This window comes from Plantibacter sp. ME-Dv--P-095 (assembly GCF_030209365.1).
Lineage (GTDB): Bacteria > Actinomycetota > Actinomycetes > Actinomycetales > Microbacteriaceae > Plantibacter.
This window is the reverse complement of record NZ_JARVSB010000013.1, coordinates 1-22,475: the sequence shown is the minus strand read 5'-3', so window position 1 is coordinate 22,475 and position 22,475 is coordinate 1. Positions and strand designations below refer to the sequence as shown.

The following is a 22,475-nucleotide window of genomic DNA, read 5'->3' as shown; positions in this document are numbered from 1 at the left end:
TCAGCCGATCTCGCGGGCGACGGCCGCGAGCGCATCGCCCAGCGCGGCGGCGTCGACGCCGCCACCCTGCGCCATGTCGTCCTTGCCGCCACCGTTGCCGCCGAGCACGCCGGCGGCGACCCGCACGAGCGCCCCCGCCTTGAGCCCTGCGTCGCGAGCACCCTGGTTGGTCGCCACCACGATCGCCGGCTTCCCGGCGACGACGGCGCCGAGCGCGACGACGGCAGGAGCCGTTCCGAGGCGCTCCCGGAGCTGCGTGACCAGCGTGCGGACGTCGTTCGGCGAACCGAGCTCGCCGAGGTGCTCGGCCACGAGCGACACCGCTCCGACCTGGTGCGCGGTCTGCACGAGCGCCGGGAGGCGTTCGCTCAGGCCGCGGGCTTCGAAGGCCGCGATCTTCTTCTCAGCGGCCTTGAGATTCGCGACGAGCTCGGAGATCCGCTCCGGCAGCTGCTCCTTCGGGGTCTTCAAGCTGCCGGAGAGCTGCGACACGAGTGCCCGCTCAGCGGTGAGGTCACGGAAGGCCTCCAACCCGACGAGGGACTCGACACGACGGTTCGTCGAACCGACCGAGGACTCGCTGATCAAGCTGATGAGCCCGATCTCAGCACTGGAGTCGACGTGCGTCCCCGCGCAGAGTTCGCGAGACCAGGGGCCGCCGATGTCGACGACCCGGACCGTTTCGCCGTACTTCTCGCCGAAGAGCGCCATGGCTCCGAGCGCCTTCGCGTCGTCCAACGCCATCTCGCGGGTGGACACCTGCAGGTTGTCGCGGATCGCGTTGTTCGAGATCTCCTCGATCTCCGTCTTCGTCGCCGGTGAGAGCGGCTGGTTCCACGTGAAGTCGAGCCGCAGGTAGCCGGCCTTGTTCGACGAGCCGGACTGGTGTGCGCTGGAACCGAGGACCTGCCGCAGGGCGGCGTGGATGATGTGCGTCCCCGAGTGCGCCTGCTGCGCCCCGCGCCGGTAGCTCGCGTCGACGACCGTGGTCGCCGGGGCGTCGAGACCGACCTCGCCCTGGCTCACCTGCACCTTGTGCGCGATGAGGCCCTTCACGGGCTTCTGGACGTCGAGGACCTCGAGCTCGAACCCGGGACCGACGATCACACCCTGGTCGGCTTCCTGACCGCCGGACTCGGCGTAGAGGGAGGTCTCCGCGAGGATCACCTCGGCGATGTCTCCGGCGACCGCACGCTGGACGGGGTGTCCGTCGACGATGATCCCGAGGATGCGACTCTCGGTCTCGAGCTCGGTGTACCCGGTGAACACCGTCTCACCCTTGGCGCGGATGTCGCTGTACACGGAGAGGTCGGCGAGGACGCTCTTCTTCGCCTTCGCGTCGGCCTTCGCGCGCTGGCGCTGTGCCGTCATGAGGGAGTCGAACGCGCCGCGGTCGACGGAGAGACCCGCCTCCTCCGCGATCTCGAGCGTCAGGTCGATCGGGAACCCGTAGGTGTCGTGGAGGAGGAAGGCCGAATCCCCGGCGAGTGCCGGCTGACCGGACTCTTTCGTCTTCTCGAGGGCGAGGTCGAGGATGGTCGTGCCGCTGGCCAGTGTGCGGAGGAAGGTCTCCTCCTCGGCGTAGGCGCTCTGCGAGATGCGGCCGAAGTCGGCCTCCACCTCGGGGTAGGCCGCCTTCATGGCGTCGCGAGAGGCGGAGAAGAGCTCGGGGAAGGTGGCCGTGTCGACACCGAGGAGGCGCATGGCACGGACGGTCCGACGCATGAGGCGCCGGAGGATGTACCCGCGGCCTTCGTTCGACGGGGTGATCCCGTCGCTCATGAGCATGAGCGAGGAGCGCACGTGGTCGGCGATGACCCGCATGCGGACGTCGTCGTCGTGATCCGCGCCGTATCGACGGCCGCTCAACTCCGCCGCGCGGTCGAGCACGGGCCGGACCTGGTCGATCTCGTACATGTTCTCGACGCCCTGCTTGAGGAAGGCGACGCGCTCGAGACCCATCCCGGTGTCGATGTTCTTCTTCGGGAGCTCACCGACGATGTCGAAGTCGACCTTGCCGCGCACGTTCTCGATCAGGTACTGCATGAAGACGAGGTTCCAGATCTCGACGTAGCGGTCGTCGTCCGTCGCGGGACCACCGTCGATGCCGTACTTCGGGCCACGGTCGAAGAAGATCTCGGAGCAGGGTCCTGCGGGACCGGGCTGGCCGGTCGACCAGTAGTTGGTGTCCTTGTCGAGACGCTGGATCCGGTGCTCCGGCAGGCCCGCGACCCGCTTCCACAGGTCGATCGCCTCGTCGTCGTCCTTGTAGACGGTGACCCAGAGGTCCTTCTCGTCGAAGGCGAGGCCGCCGCTCGACTCACTGCCGGTCAGGAGCTCCCAGGCGTAGGTGATCGCCCCCTCCTTGAAGTAGTCGCCGAAGGAGAAGTTGCCGTTCATCTGGAAGAAGGTGCCGTGACGAGGGGTCTTGCCGACCTCTTCGATGTCGTTGGTCCTGATGCACTTCTGGACACTCGTCGCACGATCGAACGGCGCTGGGACGACCCCGGTGAGGTACGGCACGAACGGCACCATGCCCGCGACCGTGAAGAGCAACGACGGGTCGTCGCTGACGAGCGAGGCGGAGGGGACGACGGTGTGCCCCCGATCGCCGAAGAAGGTGAGCCAGCGGGAGCGGATGTCAGCGGTGTCCATGGTGTCCGTACGTCAGGGGGTGTGCGTGTCGATGTTCGTGCAGCAGCGGCGGTGCCCGGGTGGGCGGACCGTCACGGCTTGGTGAGGCCTTCGGCAGCGTCCTCGACGCGGGAGACGACGGTCTCCGCCGAGTCGCGCAACTGCGCCTCGCGCTCCTTGTAGGCGTCGCCGACGGTGTCGGTGAACTCCCTGATGCGGGAGTCGAGCTCGGAGAAGAACCGCTTGCCGGACTGTGTCTTGTTGATCTCGTGGGCGACGACGAAGCCGGCGCCGATACCGACGATCAGCCAGAACACGTTCTTCATGGGGACTCCTCATCTGCGGTGCGATCACCCGGGTGTGCTCGGGCGTGCCAAGCAACCATCGTAGTCGAGCCCTGGAACCGGATGGCGTCGGTGAACGACGAAGAGGCACCGGCCGGAGCCGATGCCTCTTCGTGGTTCGCCCGGGACCGGGCCGCAGTCCTAGCGGGCTGCGTAGTACTCGACGACGAGCTGGACCTCGCAGGTCACGGGGATCTCGGCGCGCTTGGGGCGACGCTCGAGCCGTGCCTGGAGCTTGTCGAGCTCGACCGAGAGGTACGAGGGCACCTTCGGAAGGACGTCGACGTGGCCGCCGGCTGCAGCGACCTGGAAGGGCTCGGTGCCCTCGGAGCGCGGCTTGACGTGGATGAGCTGACCCGGCTTCACACGGAACGACGGGCGGTCGACGAGCTGGCCGTCGACCATGATGTGACGGTGCACGACCATCTGGCGGGCCTGAGCCGTGGTGCGGGCGAAGCCGGCGCGGAGGACGAGCGCGTCGAGACGCGTCTCGAGGATCTCGACGAGGTTCTCACCGGTCAGGCCCTGGGTGCGACGCGCTTCCTGGAAGGCGATCTTGAGCTGGGCCTCGCGGATGCCGTACTGGGCGCGCAGACGCTGCTTCTCGCGCAGACGGACCGCGTAGTCGCTGTCGGCCTTGCGCTTGGTGCGGCCGTGCTCACCGGGAGCGTAGGGACGCTTCTCGAGGTACTTGGCAGCCTTCGGGGTGAGGGCGATGCCGAGGGCCCGCGAGAGGCGGGTCTTGCTGCGGGTACGTGACTTGGTAGACACGGTTTCCTTTCAATGAAGTCTCAAACGATGAATGACCGACGCGAGAACGCGCCGGTGATCCGGAATCACACCGGACAAAGTCAGAGGGGTCCGCCGGGGCTGTTCGGCTACAGAACACGCCCGTCGAACACGGTGATCGAGCAGCCGCGCAGTCACACCGGTTCTAGGCGGATCAATACTAGCACGAGGTGACCTCGGCAGCCGGACGCCGACGCGGGTGGTTCACTCGCCTCGGACGATCTTGCGGAGCTTGTCCAACCGCGCCGAGATGTCGCGCTCGTGACCGTGGTCGGTGGGCTCGTAGTAGCGCACCTCGGTGAGCTCGTCGGGGAGGTACTGCTGGGCGACGACACCGATCGGGTGGTCGTGCGGGTAGCGGTAGCCCTTGCCGTGTCCGAGACGCTTGGCGCCCGCGTAGTGGGCGTCGCGCATGGGCTTGGGTACGCGCCCGAACGCTCCGGCGCGGACGTCGGCGATAGCCCGGTCGATCGCGACGTAGGCCGCGTTCGACTTCGCCGCCGTGGCCAGGTACACCACGGCTTCGGCGAGCGGAATCCTGCCCTCCGGCATGCCGATGAACTGGACGGCGTCGGCCGCCGCGACCGCGATCGGCAGCGCCTGCGGGTCGGCGATGCCGATGTCCTCGGCCGCCGAGATGATGATCCGGCGCGCGATGAAGCGCGGGTCCTCCCCGGCCTCGATCATGCGTGCCAGGTAGTGCAGCGCGGCGTCGACGTCGGAACCCCTGATGCTCTTGATGAACGCGCTGATGACGTCGTAGTGCTCGTCGCCGTTCCGGTCGTATCGCAGCAGAGCGCGGTCGACCGCCTGGGACACGAGTTCGTCGGTGATGACGGGACCGCGCGGTGCCGCGTCACCTGCATCACCCGCGTCCGACGTTCCCTCGTCCTCGTCATCCTCGTCGCCGACGTCCAGGAGGCCGACGTCGTCGAGATCGAGCTCGTCCGGGTCGACTGCCGCACCGAGGTCGGAGTCGGCCGCGATGGCCGCCGCCTCCAACGCGGTGAGCGCTCGGCGGGCGTCGCCGGAGGAGAGCTGGATGATCGCGGCCCGCGCCTCGGGGGTGACCGTGAAGCGACCGGCGAGGCCACGTGGATCGGTGACGGCGCGGTCGATGAGGATGCCCAGGTCGTCGTCGCTGAGCTGCTCGAGCGTGAGCAGGAGCGACCGGGAGAGCAACGGGGAGATGACGGAGAACGACGGGTTCTCGGTCGTGGCGGCCACGAGGATGACCCAGCCGTTCTCCACCCCCGGCAGCAGGGCGTCCTGTTGCGCCTTGGTGAAGCGGTGGATCTCGTCGAGGAACAGGACGGTCGAGCTGCCGTAGAGGTCGCGGCTCGACATCGCCTCCTCCATGACCTGACGGACGTCCTTCACCCCTGCTGTGACCGCCGAGAGCTCGACGAAGCGTCGGCCCGAGCTGTGGGCGATCGCCTGCGCCAGGGTCGTCTTACCGGTGCCCGGCGGGCCCCAGAGGATGACCGACACGGCCGCCTGCGTCCCCTCCCGGTCGCTCGCGAGTCGGACGAGCGGTGAACCCGGGCGCAACAGGTGCTGTTGACCGGCGACCTCCTCGAGGCTGCGAGGGCGCATGCGCACGGCGAGTGGGACCGGTGCGCCGGCGATGCCGGGTCCTCGACTGAACATTCCTCCAGGCTAGCCGCAGCCTCGGACACGGTTCCACGCAGCGTCGTTTGGTCCGCGTGGAGCCGTCCCCGTAAGGTTCTCCTGGGCAGCCCGCCGCAGGCGGGACGCCAGACGACAGCGCGATGCCGCCGCTCACCGCGACGGCATCTGGAGGGAACGACGTGGCAACGAGCAAGGGTCCGGACAAAGAGGCACGCGCAGCACGCGCACGGCTGCGTGCCTACAACGCCCGTCGTACCGTGCATGAGCACCGCTCGAAGCGGCGGGTGCGGGACAACGTCATCGCGGCCGCGGCGCTCGTCCTCGTCCTGGCCGGCGCCACCGCCGCACAGGTCTTCTTCTTCGCCGGCGGCCCGGGGGCCCCGGTGGCGACGCCGACCGCCACCGCCGAGGCGGGAGCGTGCGGCGTGACCGGCGCGACCGACGGCGCGAACACGGGAACGGTGCCCGCGACCACGGTCGCCGAGGATCGGGACTGGACCGGCGAGATGACGATCAACGACGTCGTCATGAACCTGACCCTCGACGGCGCGTGCGCACCGCAGGGCGTGTCGTCCTTCATCTCCCTCGCGCAGTCCGGCTTCTACGACGGCGTGACGTGCCACCGTCTCACGACGAGCGGGATCTACGTCCTCCAGTGCGGCGACCCGGACGGCACCGGCACCGGGGGCCCCGGGTACAGCTACGGCCCGGTCGAGAACGCCCCGACGGACGACGTCTACCCGGCCGGCACCATCGCGATGGCCCGTCAGGGCGGGAACGGCTACAGCAACGGCTCACAGTTCTTCCTCGTCTACCAGGACTCGACCATCCCGTCGGACGCCGCGGGCGGGTACACCGTCCTCGGGCAGATCACGAGCGGCCTGGACCAGCTCGTCTCCGGCGTCGTGTCCGGTGGCGTCGCTGACGGCAGCGGCGACGGCAAGCCCGCGGTGCCGGCCACGATCACCTCGGTGACGGTGCAGTAGCCGGTGCAGTAACCTGCACCAGACGGAACCGACCGGCGCAAGCGGTCTCCCCGAGCTCGGCTCGGGGTAATAGGCTTGTGGATCGATCACGATCGCCATCAACGGCGGTCAACACACAGCAAGGGTGATGCGCGTGACCAGTCCAGAGATCGAACCGTGGGGCCGTGTCGACGACGACGGTACCGTCTACGTCCGTGAGGCGGACGGCGAGCGAGTGGTCGGCCAGTATCCCGACGGTTCCAAGGAGGAGGCGCTCGCCTACTTCGAACGGAAGTTCACCGATCTCGCCGGGCAGGTGACGCTGCTCGAACAGCGCGCCAAGCGCGGTGCCCCGGCAGCCGACGTCGCCAAGGCGGTCAAGTCGATCACCAAGCAGGTGGAATCGGCCAACGCGGTCGGCAACCTGCAGGCCCTCCTGACCCGCCTCGCTGCCCTCGACGGCACGGTGACCGAGCTCACCGAGGCCCAGAGCCAGGAGAGCAAGGCGGCCCTCGACGAGGCGGTCCGAGCCCGCCTCACCATCGTCGAGGAGGCCGAACAGCTCGCGCAGCAGGATCCCGCACGCGTGCAGTGGAAGCAGACCTCCAGCCGACTCGACGAACTGTTCGCCGAGTGGCAGCGCCAGCAGCACGACGGACCACGACTCCCGAAGAACGACGCGAACGACCTGTGGAAGCGGTTCAGGACCGCCCGCGCGGCGATCGAGCAGCACCGACGTGCGTTCTACACCGAGCTCGACTCGGTGCACAAGGAGGCCCGCTCGATCAAGCAGAAGCTGGTCGAGCGCGCCGAGGAACTCATCGCGAAGGGCGCCGACGGCATCCCGCCCTACCGCAGCCTGCTCGACGAGTGGAAGCAGTCCCCCCGTGCCGGGAAGCGTCAGGACGACGCGCTCTGGGCCAAGTTCAAGGCCGCCGGCGACGCGATCTACGGTGCCAAGGCTGAGATCGACGCACGCGACAACGAGGAGTTCCAGGGCAACCTCGATCTGAAGCTCGCGCTGCTCACCGAGGCCGAACCGATCCTGTCGAACACGAACCGCGATTCTGCCCGCAAGGCGCTCACCGACATCCAGCGTCGTTGGGACGAGATCGGCAAGGTCCCCCGCGAGCAGGTGCGGGTCGTCGAAGATCGACTCCGCAAGGTCGAGTCGCATGTGAAGCAGCTCGAGGACGAGCACTGGAAGCGGAACAACCCGGAGACGAAGGCCCGCACCGAAGGGCTCGCGAGCCAGCTCGCCGATGCCATCGCCAAGCTCGAGGACGAGGTGGAGGCTGCTCGTGCCTCCGGCGACGCCAACCGGCTCACGGCGGCCATCGAAGCCCTCGACGCACGGAAGGCGTGGCTCGGCGCGATCCGCTGAGCGAATCCACTCCACGCCCCGCCCTCCGGTCGCGTTCTCCACAGATCCATCGGACGATCCTCCTGCAGCAGCCCCGCTGCAGGAGGATCGTCGTATGTCCACGGCACCTCCCACGCGCTCCCCCGGCCGAACCCAGACCAGCTCGACGAGCGCGGTGCATTCCGGGCGCCTGGCGGTCTACCTGCAGCCGCCCGAGCTCTCGGTCGCCGAGTTCACCGCCGCCCGCCTGGACGGCGAGGTCTTCGCCTTCGAAGACGGCTACTGCAGTGTCGACGAACCCGACACGGTCCGCTTGCGCGCCGCGGTCCTGACACGGTTGTCGGGTCTGGACGGCGCGACCATCGCCGAGACGAGTGCCGCCTGGCTCCACGGCGCAGCCCTGGTCGCACCCCGCATCCACACGGGGTTCGTGACGCCGGACCGCCGGAGTCGGCGAGTGGCACGGGTGCAGCTCCGTCAGGTGTCCTTGCGGCCGGACGACAGTGAGCCGTGCGGCCCGCTGCGGGTCACGACGCCCACCCGCACGGTGGCCGACCTGGCGCGGCGGACCGGTGCGGACGCCGAGCCGGCGTTGGCCACGATCCGCAACTACTTCCTCCTCGGACTGACCAGCCCTGAGGAGGTCGTCGCCTGGGTCCGCTCGGTCCCGCGGGTCCTCGGTGGCTCGCGGATCCTCCGGGTCGTGTCGGGCGCCACCGAGGTCATGCTCCCCGGTCTCGAACCGACCGCCGGGGAACTCGCCTCGTGGTCGCTCCCGCTCAGCCGCCGTTGACGCGGTAGACGTCGTAGACGGTGTCGATGCGCCGGACGGCGTTGAGGACGCGATCGAGGTGGGTGGTGTCGCCCATCTCGAACACGAAACGACTGATCGCCAGACGATCGCTCGAGGTGTTGACCGTCGCGGAGAGGATGTTGACGTGGTACTCGGACAGCACCCGGGTCACATCCGAGAGCAGGCCGGCACGGTCCAAGGCCTCGACCTGGATCTGCACGAGGAACACGCTCTTCGACGACGGCGCCCACTCGACGTCGATCATGCGCTCCGGCTCCTGCAGGAGGCTCTGCACGTTGTGGCAATCGCCCCGATGGACGGAGACGCCGGACCCTCGGGTGACGAACCCGACGATCTCATCCCCCGGCACCGGCGTACAGCACTTGGCGAGTTTGACGAGGATGTCGGGGGCACCCAGCACCAGGACACCGGAGTCGCTGTTCTGCAGCCGCTCGCGTCGGCTCCCACGGACCGGCACGGTGTATTCCGCGTGCTCGCTGTCTGCATCCTTCTGCAGCAGCGCGACGACCTTCTCGAGCACCGACTGCGTCGAGACGTGGCCCTCGCCGACGGCGGCGTAGAGCGCGGTGACGTCCTCGTAGCGCAACTGCGCCGCGACCTCCGCGAAGGAGTCCTGGTTCATCAGCTTCTGCAGGGGCAGGTTCTGCTTCCGCATGGCACGCGCGATGGCGTCGCGACCCTGTTCGATCGCCTCGTCCCGGCGTTCCTTGGTGAACCACTGACGGATCTTGTTGCGCGCCCTGGGGCTCTTGACGAAGTTCAGCCAGTCCTGGCTCGGACCGGAGTCGGGGTTCTTCGAGGTGAACACCTCGACGACGTCACCGGTGTTCAACGAGCTCTCGAGCGGCACGAGTCGACCGTTCACCCGGGCACCCATCGTGCGGTGGCCGACCTCCGTGTGGACCGCGTACGCGAAGTCGACCGGCGTGGCGCCCGCGGGGAGCCCGACGACTCGACCCTTCGGGGTGAAGACGTAGACCTCTTTCGCGCCGATCTCGAAGCGCAGCGAGTCGAGGAACTCCCCCGGGTCGGCGGTCTCGGCCTGCCAGTCCGAGATGTGCGCGAGCCAGGCCATCGAGTTGTCGGGTTCAGCGGAGGTCGCGGTCTTCCCGCTGTTCATCCGCTCCTTGTACTTCCAATGCGCTGCGACACCGAACTCGGCACGCTGGTGCATCTCGTTCGTCCGGATCTGGATCTCCACCGGCTTGCCGCCGGGGCCGACGACGGTCGTGTGCAGCGACTGGTACAGGTTGAACTTCGGCGTCGCGATGTAGTCCTTGAACCGACCGGGGACGGGCGTCCACCGCGCGTGGATCGAGCCGAGCACCGCGTAACAGTCGCGCAGCGAGTTGACGAGCACCCTGATGCCGACGAGGTCGTAGATGTCGTCGAACTCGCGGCCTCGCACCACCATCTTCTGGTAGATCGAGTAGTACTGCTTGGGACGGCCGGCCACCTTGCCACGGATCTTCTGCGCCTTGAGGTCCTCGTTCACGGCGTCGATGACGTGCTGCACGTACTCCTCGCGCTGCGGCGTCCGCTGCTTCACGAGGGACTCGATCTCGGCGTACAGCTTGGGGTACAGCACGGCGAACGAGAGGTCCTCGAGCTCCCACTTGATCGCCTGGATACCGAGCCGGTGGGCGAGCGGCGCATAGATCTCGAGCGTCTCGGTGGCCTTCTTCGCCGCCTTCTCCGCGGGGACGAAACCCCAGGTGCGGGCATTGTGCAGACGGTCCGCGAGCTTGATGATCAGGACCCGGATGTCCTTCGACATCGCGACGATCATCTTCCGGACCGTCTCAGCCTGCGCGCTGTCGCCGTACTTGACCTTGTCGAGCTTCGTCACTCCGTCGACGAGCATCGCGACCTCGTCGCCGAAGTCCGCGTGCAACTGGTCGAGCGAGTACTCGGTGTCTTCGACCGTGTCGTGCAGCAGTGCGGCGACGATGGTCTTCGGGCCGATACCGAGGTCTGCGAGGATCTGCGACACGGCGACCGGGTGGGTGATGTAGGGCTCACCGCTCTGGCGTTTCTGACCCGAGTGGGCCCGCTCCGCCACCGTGTACGCGCGCTCGATGAGCGCGAGGTCCGCCTTCGGGTGGTGCTGGCGCACCGTCCGCATGAGCGTGTCGACGGCTCCTGCAGGCTGCGCCTTCGAGAAGATCCGAGGGACGAGACGGCGCAGGGAGGCCGTCGAGGATGTCGTGGTGTCCGCCATCTCAGGCCTCCCTGCGTCCGTGCACGCGGTTGTTCGTCGCTGTCAGGTCAACGCGCCAGCGGCGCGTCGGCTTCCGTCTGTTCGCCGTCGGCGGCTTCCGATCCCTGGGCCCGCTCGCGCGCCTGCAGCACGCGCTTGTCGTGCTTGGCGATGCGGGGCTCGTTGTGTCGGAAGTTCGCGTAGAGCGGCGCCGCGACGAAGATCGTCGAGTACGTGCCGACGAGGATGCCGACGAGCAGGGCGAGGGAGATGTCGCGGAGGGTGTCCGCTCCGAGCACGAACGCACCGAAGAAGAGGATCGCGGCGACCGGGAGAGCAGCGACGACGCCCGTGTTGATCGAGCGGACGAGGGTCTGGTTCACCGCGAGGTTCACGGACTCCCCGAACGTCCGCGCGGCACCATCGGCGTCGAGCGTCGTGTTCTCGCGGATCTTGTCGAACACCACCACGGTGTCGTAGAGCGAGAAGCCGAGGATGGTGAGGAAGCCGATCATGGCCGCCGGGGTGATCTCCCACCCGGTCGCCGCGTACACGCCCGCCGTGATCACGAGGTCGTGCATGAGGGACAGCAGGGCGGCGGCCGACATCTTCCAGGTCCGGAAGTACAGCGCCATGAGGATCGCTGCGAGCACCAGGAACACGATCAGGCCGACGATCGCCTGCTTGGAGACGTCCTGACCCCAGGACGGCCCGATGAACGAGCTGGTGATGTCGGACTGCTCGACCCCGTAGGCGTCGGCCAGTGCTGCCGCCACCTGCTGGGTCACCTTGTCGTTCTCGAGCTGGTCGGTCTGGACGCGGACGGCGTCTCCACCCACGACGGTCACGTGGGTCGTCGCGCCGGAGACGACGGAGGAGACCGCGTCTTCGGCGAGGGTCTGGTCCGTGCTCTCGACGTCGGCGATCTGGAACTGCGAACCACCGCGGAACTCGATGCCGAAGTTGAAGCCGCCCTTGACGACGGGGATCAGGATGGAGGCGACGACCGCGATGATGGCGATCGTGTACCAGATCTTGCGCTTACCGACGAAGTCGTAGGAGCGCTTGCCCGTGTAGAGCTCGTTTCCGAACCGTGCGAACGCACCCATCAGGAGTCCTTCCCATCGGTCGGCAGATCGTCTGATCTGGTCTCTGCACCGCCGCCCACGAGGGCGGCCTGCTTCCGCTCCGCGATCGTCTGCCGCTTCGCCGCCTCACGGCTGCTGGAGGAGGCCTTGACGCCGGGGACGCCCGTCGGCTTGCGGAACTCGGCACGGCCGCGGTAGATCGCCCCGAGCGCGGACGGGTCGAGGCCCGTGAACGGCTTGCCGCTGTTGAACAGCTTCGTCTGCCCGAGGAGCTGCATCATCGGGTGCGTGAAGAGCAGCACGACGATGACGTCGATGATGGTCGTCACGCCGAGGGTCAACGCGAACCCACGGACGTTGCCGATGGCGAGGACGTAGAGCACGACGGCGGATAGGAGGTTGACGCCCTTCGCCGCATAGATGGTGCGCTTCGCACGCTTCCATCCGGCCTCGACGGCGGACTCCAGCCCGCGTCCGTCGCGAAGCTCGTCCTTGATGCGCTCGAAGTAGACGATGAACGAGTCGGCCGTGAACCCGATGGCCACGATCAACCCCGCTATGCCGGCGAGCGACAGTCGGAAGCCCTGTCGCCAGGACATCAGCAGGATCACGATGTACGTCAGGACCGCGGCGGCGACGAGCGAGGCGATCGTGACGGTACCCAGCAACCGGTATTGGAACAGGGTGTAGATCACGACGAGGATGAGTCCGATGAGCCCGGCGATCAATCCGCTCTCGAGCTGCGTGGACCCGAGGGTCGCCGAGATGGTGTCCTGGCTCTGGACCACGAAGCTGATGGGCAACGCGCCGAACTTGAGCTGGTCGGCGAGGGTCTTCGCGGACTCCTCGGTGAACGACCCGCTGATCTCCGGCTTGCCGTCGGAGATGACCGCGAGGGACTGCGGTGCGGAGATGACGTTGCCGTCGAGCACGATCGCGAACTGGTTCTGTGGGCTCTGCAGCGCGGTGAGTCGACCGGTGACGTCGGCGAAGAGCTTCGTGCCCTGCTCGTTGAAGACGGGGTAGACGGCCCACTCGCCGGTGCTGGCACCGTTCTGCGTGGTCTTGATGCCGGCGCTCGCGTCCGAGAGGTCCTGACCGGACACCTCGACGGGACCGAGGACGTACTTGAACGTGCCGTCGACGTCGCAGGTGACGAGCGGTTCCGCTGCCGGCGCTGCCGTGGCGTCGAGCGAATCGGCCTCGGCGGCGCAGTCATACGCCTGGAACTGTGCGTACAGGGCCGGCGTGACCTGGGAGAGGTCGCTCGCGTCGGTGGGGGCGGCCGTCGGGGTGCTCTCGAGACCGGGGTCGGGTGTCGGGTACGGCGTCGAGGCGCCGTCCTCTCCGATGAAGGTGTTCGACGGCTGGCCGGGCGTCAACTGCTGCGACGTCAGGACCGGCCGGAACTCGAGCTTCGCCGAGGACTGGATGCGCTGCAGCGTCGCCTCGTCGGGCGTGCCGGGGATGGCGACGACGACGTTCTGGCCCTGCGTGGTGATCTCGGCTTCGGAGACACCGGAAGCGTCCACACGCTGCCGGATGATGGCCACCGCCTGGTTGAGCTGCTCGTTCGAGACCGTCTGGCCGGACTCGAGCTTCGGCGCCAGGATGATCTGCGTGCCACCCTCGAGGTCCAGGGCCAGCTTGGGCGCCCAGGAACTGTTCCCCCAGAGGACTCCGGCCGCGTTGATCGCGAACAAACCGATGAGGATTACGCCAAGCCACGTGAGCGAACGCCACGCCTTCTTGACCGGAGTCGACTTTGCCAAACTCGGAACTCAGCTTTCTCTGCGAGCAGACGCACGACGGCGCCTGCCCGGGAAGGGATTGGGACTAGTCGTCGCTCTTCTGGGGCTTCGAGGAGTCCTCGACGCGCTGACCGTACTCGGCCTTGGTCTCGATGCCTGCGGCGTCGTCCGGGATCGACTCGACGACCGGAGCGTCCTCGATGGTCTCGGAGACGGCCGGGGGCACGACGGCACCGGCGTAGCGCGGGTCGATCGTGACGATGACCCCGGGAGCGATCTCGACGTCGGCCTTCCGGGCGTCGCGGTCCATGGAGATGAGCGTGCCGTACACGCCGAAGCCGGTGAGCACCTCTGCACCCGGGAGGAGCTTCTGCTCCGTCTCCGCGGCCTGCTTCTTCCGCTTGTTGTTGCTCACCATCATGAACACGATCATGACGCCGGCGAGGCCGAACAGGACGAGGGTCATTGCATCCACGATGGGAACCTTCCAGAGGAGATTGAGGGCGGGAGACGTTGGGAACGCACCGCCAAAGGGAAATTATAGGCCATCGAGGGTGGCGCCGGGCTGGGAAGGTGTTCTGCCGAAGTGGCGCCAGGCCGACGGCGTCGCCACACGGCCCCGCGGTGTCCGCGTGATGAGGCCGATCCGGACGAGGAACGGCTCCACGACGGACTCGATCGTCTCGGGTTCCTCACCCACGGAGACCGCCAGGGTGCTGAGGCCGACCGGGCCCCCGGCGAAACGGTCCAACATGCCCTCCATCACCGAGCGGTCGAGACGGTCGAGGCCGAGGGCGTCGACGTCGTAGAGCTCGAGGGCTGCCCGCACCGTGTCGAGGTCGGCACGGCCGCCATGCACGAGCGCGTAGTCGCGGACCCGACGCAACAGCCGGTTCGCTATCCGAGGGGTTCCCCGGCACCGACCGGCGATCTCTTCGACCGCGCGGGCATCGATGTCGAGACCGAGCATGTCCGCCGTCCGGTGGAGCACCTGCTGGAGTTCCGGCTCGTCGTAGAACTCGAGGTGCGCGGTGAACCCGAAGCGGTCACGCAGCGGGTTCGGCAGGAGTCCGGACCTCGTGGTGGCGCCGACGAGCGTGAACGGAGCGAGCTCCAGCGGGATGCTCGTCGCGCCGGCACCCTTGCCGACCATGATGTCGATGCGGAAGTCCTCCATCGCGAGGTAGAGCATCTCCTCCGCCGGCCGGGCCATGCGGTGGATCTCGTCGATGAACAGGACCTCGCCCGGCGTCAGGGATGACAGGACGGCGGCGAGGTCTCCGGCGTGCTGGATCGCCGGGCCGCTGGTCAGTCGAAGCGGCTTGCCCGTCTCGTGCGCGACGATCATGGCGAGCGTCGTCTTGCCGAGTCCGGGCGGACCCGCGAGGAGGATGTGGTCCGGCGTGCGGTTCTGCATGCCGGCGGCGGTGATGAGCAGCTGCAGTTGCCCGCGGGCCTTGGACTGCCCGACGAACTCGGAGAGCGATCGCGGACGAAGTGCGCCTTCGAACGCCAGTTCCGCGTCGGACTCGGATGCCGGGTTGGTGAGGTCTTCGGGGGTGTCCGTCACGAGGTCCGGCCTCCGGCATGCGCCGGTCCGAGTCTCCCGAGGGCGAGACGGATGAGCGACGGCACCGCGGAGAGATCGGCTGCGCTCGCCTCGGCAGAGGCCTCGACGACCGCCTGGGTCGCGGTCTTCTCAGGCCATCCCAGGCCGATGAGGGCCGTCACGACCTGATCGGCGACCGCGGCGGCGTTGACTGTGGTGGCCGGAGCCTCCGGGGCCGTGCGGGTGACGCGCAGCTTGCCGGCGAGCGAGAGGGTGATGAGTTTGGCGGTCTTCGGGCCGATGCCGGAGACCTTCCGGAACGGCGCGTCGTCATCGGCGGCGATGGCGGTCGCGATCTGCTCGGGAGTGAGGGCCTCGAGCACGCCGAGCGCCGACTTCGGGCCGACGCCGGTGACGCTGACGAGGAGTTCGAAGACCGACAGCTCCTCTGCGGACCGGAAGCCGAACAGGGACAGCGAGTCCTCGCGGACGATGAGGGTGGTGGAGAGCAGGGCTTCGGAGCCGACGCGCAGCGACAGCGCGTGCGCCGGGGTCACCTGGACCGCGAAGCCGACCCCGCCGACCTCGACCACCACGAGGTTGCCGACCGCGCTCAGAACGGTGCCACGGAGGGAGGAGATCATGCTTCCAGCCTAGGGCTCTGGGCGGCGCGGGCTCGGACCGCCGCCTCGCGTGGACCCCCGCCCCGCTCCGCAGCAGCCCAGGCGAGCTGCGCCGGGGTGAGCGCGGCGCTCCCCCGCGGTGATGCACCGGCCGGTGTCGCGGCGGTCGATACGACCGGTCTCCAGGCGTGGCAGATGGCGAGTGCCAGGGCGTCGGCGGCGTCGGCCGGTTTGGGCAGCTCGTCGAGACCCAGGATCCGCGCGACCATCGTCTGCACCTGGAGTTTGTCGGCGCGTCCGTACCCGGTCACGGCGGCTTTGACCTCGCTCGGGGTGTGCAGTCCGACGGGGATCCCGTTCGCGGCCGCGGCGTGCAGCGCCAGGCCGCTCGCCTGGGCCGTGCCCATGACGGTCCGGACGTTGTGCTGCGCGAACACCCGTTCGACGGCCATGGCGGTCGGCGACGTACGTTCGATCGCCTCGGCGATGCCCTGAGCGATCAGCAGCAGCCGTTGTTCGAGAGGCGCGTGCGCGTCGGTGCGGATGACGCCGTACTCCACCATCGTGGCCTTCCGTCCCGGCATGACGTCCACGACGCCCACCCCGCATCGGGTCAGGCCGGGATCGATGCCGAGGACACGCAGAGTCATGCTCCGACCCTAAGCGAGCCTCGGGCGGGTACCGGCTACTCGAGACGGAGTGTCGTACATCCGTTCGAACGCGGGCGCCCGGTCGGGACAGGTGCTACTCGTCGTCGGACTCCAACTCGGCCTGCACCTCGGGGGTCAGGTCGAAGTTGCTGTAGATGTTCTGGACGTCGTCGTTGTCCTCGAGCGCATCGATCAGCTTGAAGACCTTCCGGGCGGTGTCGGCGTCGATCTCGACCTTGAGGCTCGGGACGAAGGCGACATCGGCCGAGTCGTAGTCGATGCCCGCCTCCTGCAACGCCGTGCGGGTCGCGACCATGTCGCTCGGCTCGGTGACGACCTCGAAGGTCTCGGCCTCGGCGTTGACCTCCTCGGCACCGGCGTCGAGCACCGCGGCGAGGACGTCGTCCTCGGTGGTGCCCTCGGCCTGGACGACGATGAGTCCCTTGCGCTGGAAGTTGTAGGCGACGGAGCCCGGGTCGGCCATGGTGCCGCCGTTGCGGGACATCAGTGTCCGGACGTCGGCTGCGGCTCGGTTCTTGTTGTCGGTGAGGCACTCGACGAGGAGGGCGACGCCGTTCGGACCGTACCCCTCGTACATGATCGTGGTGTAGTCGATGACCTCGCCGGTGAGGCCGGCGCCACGCTTGACGGCGCGGTCGATGTTGTCGTTCGGGACCGAGGTCTTCTTCGCCTTCTGGATGGCGTCCTGCAGCGTCGGGTTGCCCGCGAGGTCTGCACCGCCCATCTTGGCGGCGACCTCGATGTTCTTGATGAGCTTGGCGAAGGACTTCGCGCGACGGCCGTCGATGACCGCCTTCTTGTGCTTGGTCGTGGCCCACTTGGAGTGTCCGGACATGTGCTCCCTAACTGCGTGAAAAGAACCTGACCAGTCTAGGCCAGCGGCCCGGAACTCGCGATCACGGTGCGCGTCGCGGCGGTGCCGCACCCGAGCCTCAAACGGCCGAACGGACCGTGTCGAGGAAGTAGGCGTGGAAGCGGGTGTCCCCGGTCACCTCCGGGTGGAAGGAGGTGCCGAGCAGTCGCCCCTGCTGGACGGCGACCATCCGGCCGTCCGGTAACGAGGCGAGTGGCGTCACGCCGGGACCCGCCTCCTCCACGACCGGCGCGCGGATGAAGACCGCGTGCACCGGGGGTTCGCCGAGGACCGGGATGCGCAGCTCGGTCTCGAAGGAGTCGAGCTGCGAGCCGAAGGCGTTGCGGCGGACGGACACGTCGAGTCCGCCGAGACCGTGCTGCCCGGCGATGCCGTCGAGGATGCGATCCGCCAGCAGGATCAGGCCGGCGCAGGTGCCGTACACCGGCAGTCCCTCGGCGATCGCCTGGCGCAACGGGTCGACGAGGTCGAAGGCACGCGCGAGCTTCTCCATGACGCTCGATTCGCCACCGGGGAGGACGAGTCCGTCGACACCCGACAGCTCGGACGGACGCCTGACCAGCCTGACGTCCGCTCCGAGGTGTTCGAGCACCGCCGCGTGCTCGCGGAAGTCCCCTTGGAGCGCGAGGACGCCCACCCGTGGTCGCGTCGTCATCGCTCGACCTGGGCCGAGGCGTCGCGCAGCGCCGGGAAGCCGCTACCAGCCACGCTCGGCGAGCCGGTGCGGGGCCGCGAGGTCGGCGACGTTGATGCCGACCATCGCCTCGCCGAGTCCGCGCGAGACCTCGGCGATGACGGCTGGATCGTCGAAGAACGTCGTCGCCTTGACGACCGCCGCCGCACGCTGCGCGGGGTTGCCCGACTTGAAGATGCCTGAGCCGACGAAGACGCCGTCTGCTCCGAGCTGCATCATCATCGCGGCGTCGGCAGGGGTCGCGACGCCGCCGGCGGTGAACAGCACCACGGGCAGCTTGCCGGTCTCGGCGATCTCGACGACGAGGTCGTAGGGAGCCTGCAGCTCCTTGGCGGCGACGTAGAGCTCGTCCTTCGACATCGACGACAGGCTCGCGATCTCCGAGCGGATCTTCCGGATGTGCTTCGTCGCCTCGGAGACGTCGCCCGTGCCCGCTTCCCCCTTCGAACGGATCATCGCCGCGCCCTCGGTGATCCGTCGCAGCGCCTCGCCCAGGTTGGTCGCACCGCAGACGAACGGGACGTCGAAGTTCCACTTGTCGATGTGGTTGACGTAGTCGGCCGGACTCAGCACCTCGGACTCGTCGATGTAGTCGACGTCGAGCGCCTGCAGTACCTGCGCCTCGACGAAGTGGCCGATGCGGGCCTTGGCCATCACCGGGATGGACACCTCGGCGATGATGGACTCGATGAGGTCGGGGTCGCTCATCCGAGCAACGCCACCCTGCGAGCGGATGTCGGCGGGAACGCGCTCGAGGGCCATCACGGCGACGGCCCCGGCGTCCTCGGCGATGCGGGCCTGCTCGGCGGTGACGACGTCCATGATGACGCCGCCCTTGAGCATCTCGGCGAGGCCTCGCTTCACGCGGTTCGAGCCGTGCTGTCCAGTGGTCGTGCTGCTGTCGGTCATGGTGGCGAGCGTAGCCCCGAGTGGCTTGGCGATGCTCCGTCCAACGGCCGGAAATTGGACTTGGGCTCGAGCGGTCTCGACCGGATGGGCCCCGGCGGATCAGCCGGACGTCGGCCAGGCCTCCGCGATGGATCGGCGCACGTCGCCGAGGAGCTGCGGGAGCGCCTTGGTCTGGGCGATGATCGGGAAGAAGTTCGCGTCCGTCGCCCAGCGCGGGACGATGTGCTGGTGGAGGTGGGCGGCGATCCCGGCGCCGGCGACCGCACCCTGGTTCATGCCCAGGTTGAAGCCGTCGTTGTTCGACACCGATCGGAGGACCCGCATCGCCGTCTGCGTCAGAGTGCCGATCTCGGCGACCTCGGCAGGCGTCGCGTCGTCGTACATCGCGACGTGGCGGTACGGGCAGACGAGCAGGTGCCCGGAGTTGTACGGGAACAGGTTGAGGAGCACGAAGGCGTGTTCTCCGCGGTGCACGATGAGCGCGGACTCGTCGTCGAGGGTCGGTGCGATGCAGAACGGGCAGCCGTCGTCGGAAGGTTGACCCTGCTTGATGTACACCATCCGGTGGGGCGTCCACAGACGCTGGAACGCGTCCGGGACGCCCACCAGGTGGGAGGTGTCGATCGACTCGACCGACTCCGGATCCGTGCCCGAGGTCATGCGGGCAGATCCGATGCGGTGTTCACCTGCAGCTTCGCCGCGATGGCGGCTCGGATCCGACGTACCGCGTCGGCGACGGGCACACCGTTCTCCTGGGTGCCGTCGCGGAAGCGGAAGCTCACCGCGCCGTTGGCCTGGTCCTCCTCGCCCACGATCAGCTGCACCGGGGTCTTGGCCTTGGTGTGGTTGCGGATCTTCTTCTGCATCCGGTCGTCGGAGGCGTCGAGTTCGGCGCGGACGCCGGACGAGCGCAACTCGGCGACGACCCCGCCGAGGAATTCCTCGTACTGCTCGGACACGGGGATGCCGACGACCTGGACGGGGGCGAGCCACACCGGGAACGCTCCGGCGTAGTGCTCGAGGAGGATCGCGAAGAAGCGCTCGATCGAGCCGAGCAGCGCCCGGTGGATCATCGCCGGGCGCTTCCGCGTGCCGTCTGCCGCCGTGTACTCGAGTTCGAAGAGCTCGGGCAGGTTGAAGTCGAGCTGCACGGTGGACAGCTGCCAGGTCCGGCCGATCGCGTCGCGGGCCTGCACGGAGATCTTCGGGCCGTAGAACGCGGCGCCGGCCGGATCGAGCACGAGCTCGAGACCGGATTCGATCGCGACCTCCCGGAGGGTCTCCGTCGCTTCGTCCCAGACCTCGTCGGTGCCGACGTACTTGTCGGGGTCCTTCGTCGAGAGCTCGAGGTAGAAGTCGTCGAGGCCGTACCCGCGGAGGGTCTCCAGGACGAACTGCAGCTGACGCCCGACCTCCTCCTTGACCTGGTCGTCGGTCACGTAGATGTGGGCGTCGTCCTGCGTGAGCCCACGGACGCGGGTCAGGCCGGAGAGCGTCCCGCTCTTCTCGTACCGGTAGACCGTGCCGAACTCGGCGAGCCGGAGCGGGAGCTCACGGTAACTGCGGCCGCGTGCACGGTAGATCAGGTTGTGCATCGGGCAGTTCATGGGCTTCAGGTAGTAGTCCTGTCCCTGGCGGGTGACGTGACCGTCGGCGTCGACCTCCTGGTCGAGGTGCATCGCCGGGAACATGCCGTCCTTGTACCAGGCGAGGTGCTGGCTGACCTCGAAGAGGTGCCCCTTGGTGATGTGCGGGGTGTTGACCAGCTCGTAGCCGGATGCGAGCAGACGCTCGCGCATGTAGTTCTCGATCTCGTTGCGGATGATGCCGCCCTTGGGGTGGAACACCGCGAGACCGGAGCCGATCTCCTCCGGGAAGCTGAAGAGGTCGAGTTCGGCACCGAGCTTGCGGTGGTCGCGCTTGGCCGCTTCCTCGATCCGGGTCTGGTAGGCGCGGAGCTCGTCCTTCGTCGCCCAGGCCGTGCCGTAGATGCGCTGCAGCTGCGGGTTCTTCTCGCTCCCCCGCCAGTAGGCGGCGGCGAGGCGGGTCAGGGCCCAGCCGTTGCCGATCATGCGGGTGTTCGGGAGGTGCGGCCCGCGGCAGAGGTCCTTCCAGACCGTCTCCCCCGTCTTCGGGTCGACGTTGTCGTAGATGGTGAGCTCGGCGCCGCCGACCTCGACGTTCTCGTCGTCGGCCGCCGATCCGCCCTTGAGGCCGATCAGCTCGAGCTTGTAGGGCTCCCCGGCGAGTTCCGTCCGCGCCTCGTCCTCGGTCACGACGCGGCGCACGAACCGCTGGCCCTGACGGATGATGCGCTCCATCGTCTTCTGCAGCACCTTGAGCGCCTCGGGCGTGAAGGGTGCGGCGACGTCGAAGTCGTAATAGAAGCCGTCGGTGACGGGAGGACCGATGCCGAGGTTGGCATGCGGGTCGATCTGCTGCACGGCCTGTGCGAGCACGTGTGCGGCCGAGTGGCGCAGGATGCTGAGACCGTCCGGCGAATCGAGGTGGACCGGTTCGACGGTGTCCGTCTCCGTCACGGTGGCCGCGAGGTCCTTCAGTTCGCCGTTGACGCGCATGGCGACCACGGATCGGTCGGTGAACAGTGCGAACCCGTCACTCACGGATGATCTCTCTTTCTCAGGTGAAACCTTGGCCGTGCAAGCCTATCGTCGTCCGCGACGACGGGACGCTGCGGCCATGGTTCACGCTCGGCCGCATCGCTAGAGTGAAGGCCTACGACGTGACGGGGGTGGCGCTGATGACGGCTGGGCACAGGACCGGGGCCGCGACCGCGCTCTTCGCCGCGCTCCCCGCGGTCGCACTCGTGCACATCGTCGCCCTCGCCGCCGGCCAGGAGTGGCTGTCGCTCCTCACCAAGCCGTTCATCATGCTCGTCCTCGCATTGGCGCTCGTCTGGTCGATCCGACGACTGACGGCCGCTGCGGTCACCGCGCTCGTCGCGATCCTCTGCAGCTGGGCGGGCGACATCGCGCTCATGGTTCCGGGGCAACTCGCGTTCGGTGTGGGGATCCTGTTCTTCATGCTCGCGCAGGCCGGCTACGTCGTCCTCTTCGTGCGGCATCTGCGGACCAGGAAGCGTCCGCCCGCCTGGGCGCTCGTGTACCTGGTGTGGCTCGTCGCCGGCATCGCACTGCTCAGCCAGCAGGACATGGGGGCGCTGTATCCGGCGGTCGTCCTCTACGCCGTCGTGATCGGGGCCATGGCGGCGGCGTCGACGATGACGACGCCGACGATCGCCGTCGGCGGTGCGCTGTTCCTGGTCTCCGACTCGCTGATCGGGCTCGACCGCTTCGTCCCCGCCGTGACGGTCTGGGCGGCGGACGAGATCATCATGGCCACCTACGCTGCGGGCCAGGGCCTCATCGTGTGGGGTGTCGCGGAGATCCTGCGCCGCCGCGAACGGTCGGTCGTCTCCGTCTGAGCGGACACCCGACCCGTGCGTCGGGGGTTCAACGACGAAGGGCCCGAGCTGATAGCTCGGGCCCTTCGTGTTCCTGTGGGCGATACTGGGATCGAACCAGTGACCTCTTCCGTGTCAGGGAAGCGCGCTA

The 22,475-nt window shown here is 68.2% G+C and carries 20 protein-coding genes; 4 read left to right on the top strand and 16 right to left on the bottom strand.

Annotated elements, in window-relative coordinates; all coding sequences use genetic code 11:
- The 4 genes from alaS to QRN26_RS17700 form a co-directional block, all read right to left on the bottom strand.
- The gene (alaS, locus tag QRN26_RS17715) at positions 1-2,655 is read right to left on the bottom strand and encodes an alanine--tRNA ligase (protein WP_056005802.1); all 2,655 of its coding nucleotides are present in this window, start codon (positions 2,653-2,655) and stop codon (positions 1-3) included.
- Positions 2,656-2,726: 71 nt separating this feature from the next.
- Complete coding sequence (locus QRN26_RS17710; protein ID WP_056005804.1) at positions 2,727-2,960, bottom strand: hypothetical protein; 234 nt, start codon at positions 2,958-2,960, stop codon at positions 2,727-2,729.
- A 159-nt stretch (positions 2,961-3,119) separates the two neighbouring features.
- Positions 3,120-3,749 carry a 30S ribosomal protein S4 gene (gene rpsD, locus QRN26_RS17705; RefSeq protein ID WP_056005806.1) on the bottom strand — a complete coding sequence of 210 codons (630 nt, stop codon included), beginning with the start codon at positions 3,747-3,749 and terminating at the stop codon, positions 3,120-3,122.
- 222 nt (positions 3,750-3,971) lie between these two features.
- Positions 3,972-5,417 (bottom strand): replication-associated recombination protein A, encoded by a 1,446-nt coding sequence (locus QRN26_RS17700; protein WP_082455756.1) that lies wholly within the window; start codon positions 5,415-5,417, stop codon positions 3,972-3,974.
- A gap of 161 nt (positions 5,418-5,578) precedes the next feature.
- On the opposite strand from QRN26_RS17700, the gene QRN26_RS17695 reads away from it, so the two are divergent.
- From QRN26_RS17695 to QRN26_RS17685, 3 genes are all read left to right on the top strand, one after another.
- Complete coding sequence (locus QRN26_RS17695) at positions 5,579-6,385, top strand: peptidylprolyl isomerase (RefSeq protein ID WP_235526733.1); 807 nt, start codon at positions 5,579-5,581, stop codon at positions 6,383-6,385.
- A 133-nt stretch (positions 6,386-6,518) separates the two neighbouring features.
- Complete coding sequence (locus QRN26_RS17690; protein WP_502927731.1) at positions 6,519-7,748, top strand: DUF349 domain-containing protein; 1,230 nt, start codon at positions 6,519-6,521, stop codon at positions 7,746-7,748.
- Positions 7,749-7,842: 94 nt separating this feature from the next.
- Positions 7,843-8,520: a hypothetical protein gene (locus QRN26_RS17685; RefSeq protein ID WP_285037748.1), complete on the top strand. Its 678-nt coding sequence runs from the start codon at positions 7,843-7,845 to the stop codon at positions 8,518-8,520.
- On the opposite strand, the gene QRN26_RS17680 is transcribed toward QRN26_RS17685, so the two are convergent.
- The 12 genes from QRN26_RS17680 to thrS all read right to left on the bottom strand — a co-directional run bounded on the left by QRN26_RS17680 (position 8,507) and on the right by thrS (position 21,524).
- Complete coding sequence (locus QRN26_RS17680; protein WP_056005819.1) at positions 8,507-10,762, bottom strand: RelA/SpoT family protein; 2,256 nt, start codon at positions 10,760-10,762, stop codon at positions 8,507-8,509. The two genes, QRN26_RS17685 and QRN26_RS17680, sit on opposite strands and share 14 nt — an antisense overlap.
- A gap of 47 nt (positions 10,763-10,809) precedes the next feature.
- Complete coding sequence (secF, locus tag QRN26_RS17675; protein ID WP_056005822.1) at positions 10,810-11,850, bottom strand: protein translocase subunit SecF; 1,041 nt, start codon at positions 11,848-11,850, stop codon at positions 10,810-10,812.
- Positions 11,850-13,601, bottom strand: coding sequence for a protein translocase subunit SecD (gene secD, locus QRN26_RS17670; protein ID WP_056777496.1), 1,752 nt, complete (start codon positions 13,599-13,601; stop codon positions 11,850-11,852). Before secD ends, secF begins: the two co-directional genes overlap by 1 nt.
- A gap of 64 nt (positions 13,602-13,665) precedes the next feature.
- The gene (locus QRN26_RS17665) at positions 13,666-14,046 is read right to left on the bottom strand and encodes a preprotein translocase subunit YajC (protein WP_056777498.1); all 381 of its coding nucleotides are present in this window, start codon (positions 14,044-14,046) and stop codon (positions 13,666-13,668) included.
- Positions 14,047-14,118: 72 nt separating this feature from the next.
- Positions 14,119-15,150 (bottom strand): Holliday junction branch migration DNA helicase RuvB, encoded by a 1,032-nt coding sequence (gene ruvB, locus QRN26_RS17660; RefSeq protein WP_056005830.1) that lies wholly within the window; start codon positions 15,148-15,150, stop codon positions 14,119-14,121.
- On the bottom strand, positions 15,147-15,773 hold the full coding sequence (ruvA, locus tag QRN26_RS17655) for a Holliday junction branch migration protein RuvA (protein WP_056005833.1): 627 nt from the start codon (positions 15,771-15,773) through the stop codon (positions 15,147-15,149). The genes ruvB and ruvA overlap by 4 nt, the downstream gene beginning before the upstream one ends.
- A complete protein-coding gene (gene ruvC, locus QRN26_RS17650; RefSeq protein ID WP_285037747.1) occupies positions 15,770-16,402 on the bottom strand; it encodes a crossover junction endodeoxyribonuclease RuvC in 633 nt (210 codons plus the stop codon). Before ruvC ends, ruvA begins: the two co-directional genes overlap by 4 nt.
- Before the next feature lie 94 nt (positions 16,403-16,496).
- The gene (locus QRN26_RS17645; protein ID WP_056005840.1) at positions 16,497-17,258 is read right to left on the bottom strand and encodes a YebC/PmpR family DNA-binding transcriptional regulator; all 762 of its coding nucleotides are present in this window, start codon (positions 17,256-17,258) and stop codon (positions 16,497-16,499) included.
- 97 nt (positions 17,259-17,355) lie between these two features.
- Entirely contained in the window at positions 17,356-17,952 is a 597-nt protein-coding gene (gene pdxT / locus QRN26_RS17640; protein ID WP_285037746.1) for a pyridoxal 5'-phosphate synthase glutaminase subunit PdxT, read from the bottom strand.
- Positions 17,953-17,994: 42 nt separating this feature from the next.
- Complete coding sequence (pdxS, locus tag QRN26_RS17635; protein ID WP_285037745.1) at positions 17,995-18,900, bottom strand: pyridoxal 5'-phosphate synthase lyase subunit PdxS; 906 nt, start codon at positions 18,898-18,900, stop codon at positions 17,995-17,997.
- A 99-nt stretch (positions 18,901-18,999) separates the two neighbouring features.
- The gene (locus tag QRN26_RS17630; RefSeq protein WP_285037744.1) at positions 19,000-19,560 is read right to left on the bottom strand and encodes an HIT family protein; all 561 of its coding nucleotides are present in this window, start codon (positions 19,558-19,560) and stop codon (positions 19,000-19,002) included.
- A complete protein-coding gene (gene thrS / locus QRN26_RS17625; RefSeq protein ID WP_502927727.1) occupies positions 19,557-21,524 on the bottom strand; it encodes a threonine--tRNA ligase in 1,968 nt (655 codons plus the stop codon). The genes QRN26_RS17630 and thrS overlap by 4 nt, the downstream gene beginning before the upstream one ends.
- Before the next feature lie 137 nt (positions 21,525-21,661).
- On the opposite strand from thrS, the gene QRN26_RS17620 reads away from it, so the two are divergent.
- On the top strand, positions 21,662-22,345 hold the full coding sequence (locus QRN26_RS17620; protein ID WP_162239328.1) for a lysoplasmalogenase: 684 nt from the start codon (positions 21,662-21,664) through the stop codon (positions 22,343-22,345).
- Positions 22,346-22,475 lie beyond the last annotated feature (130 nt).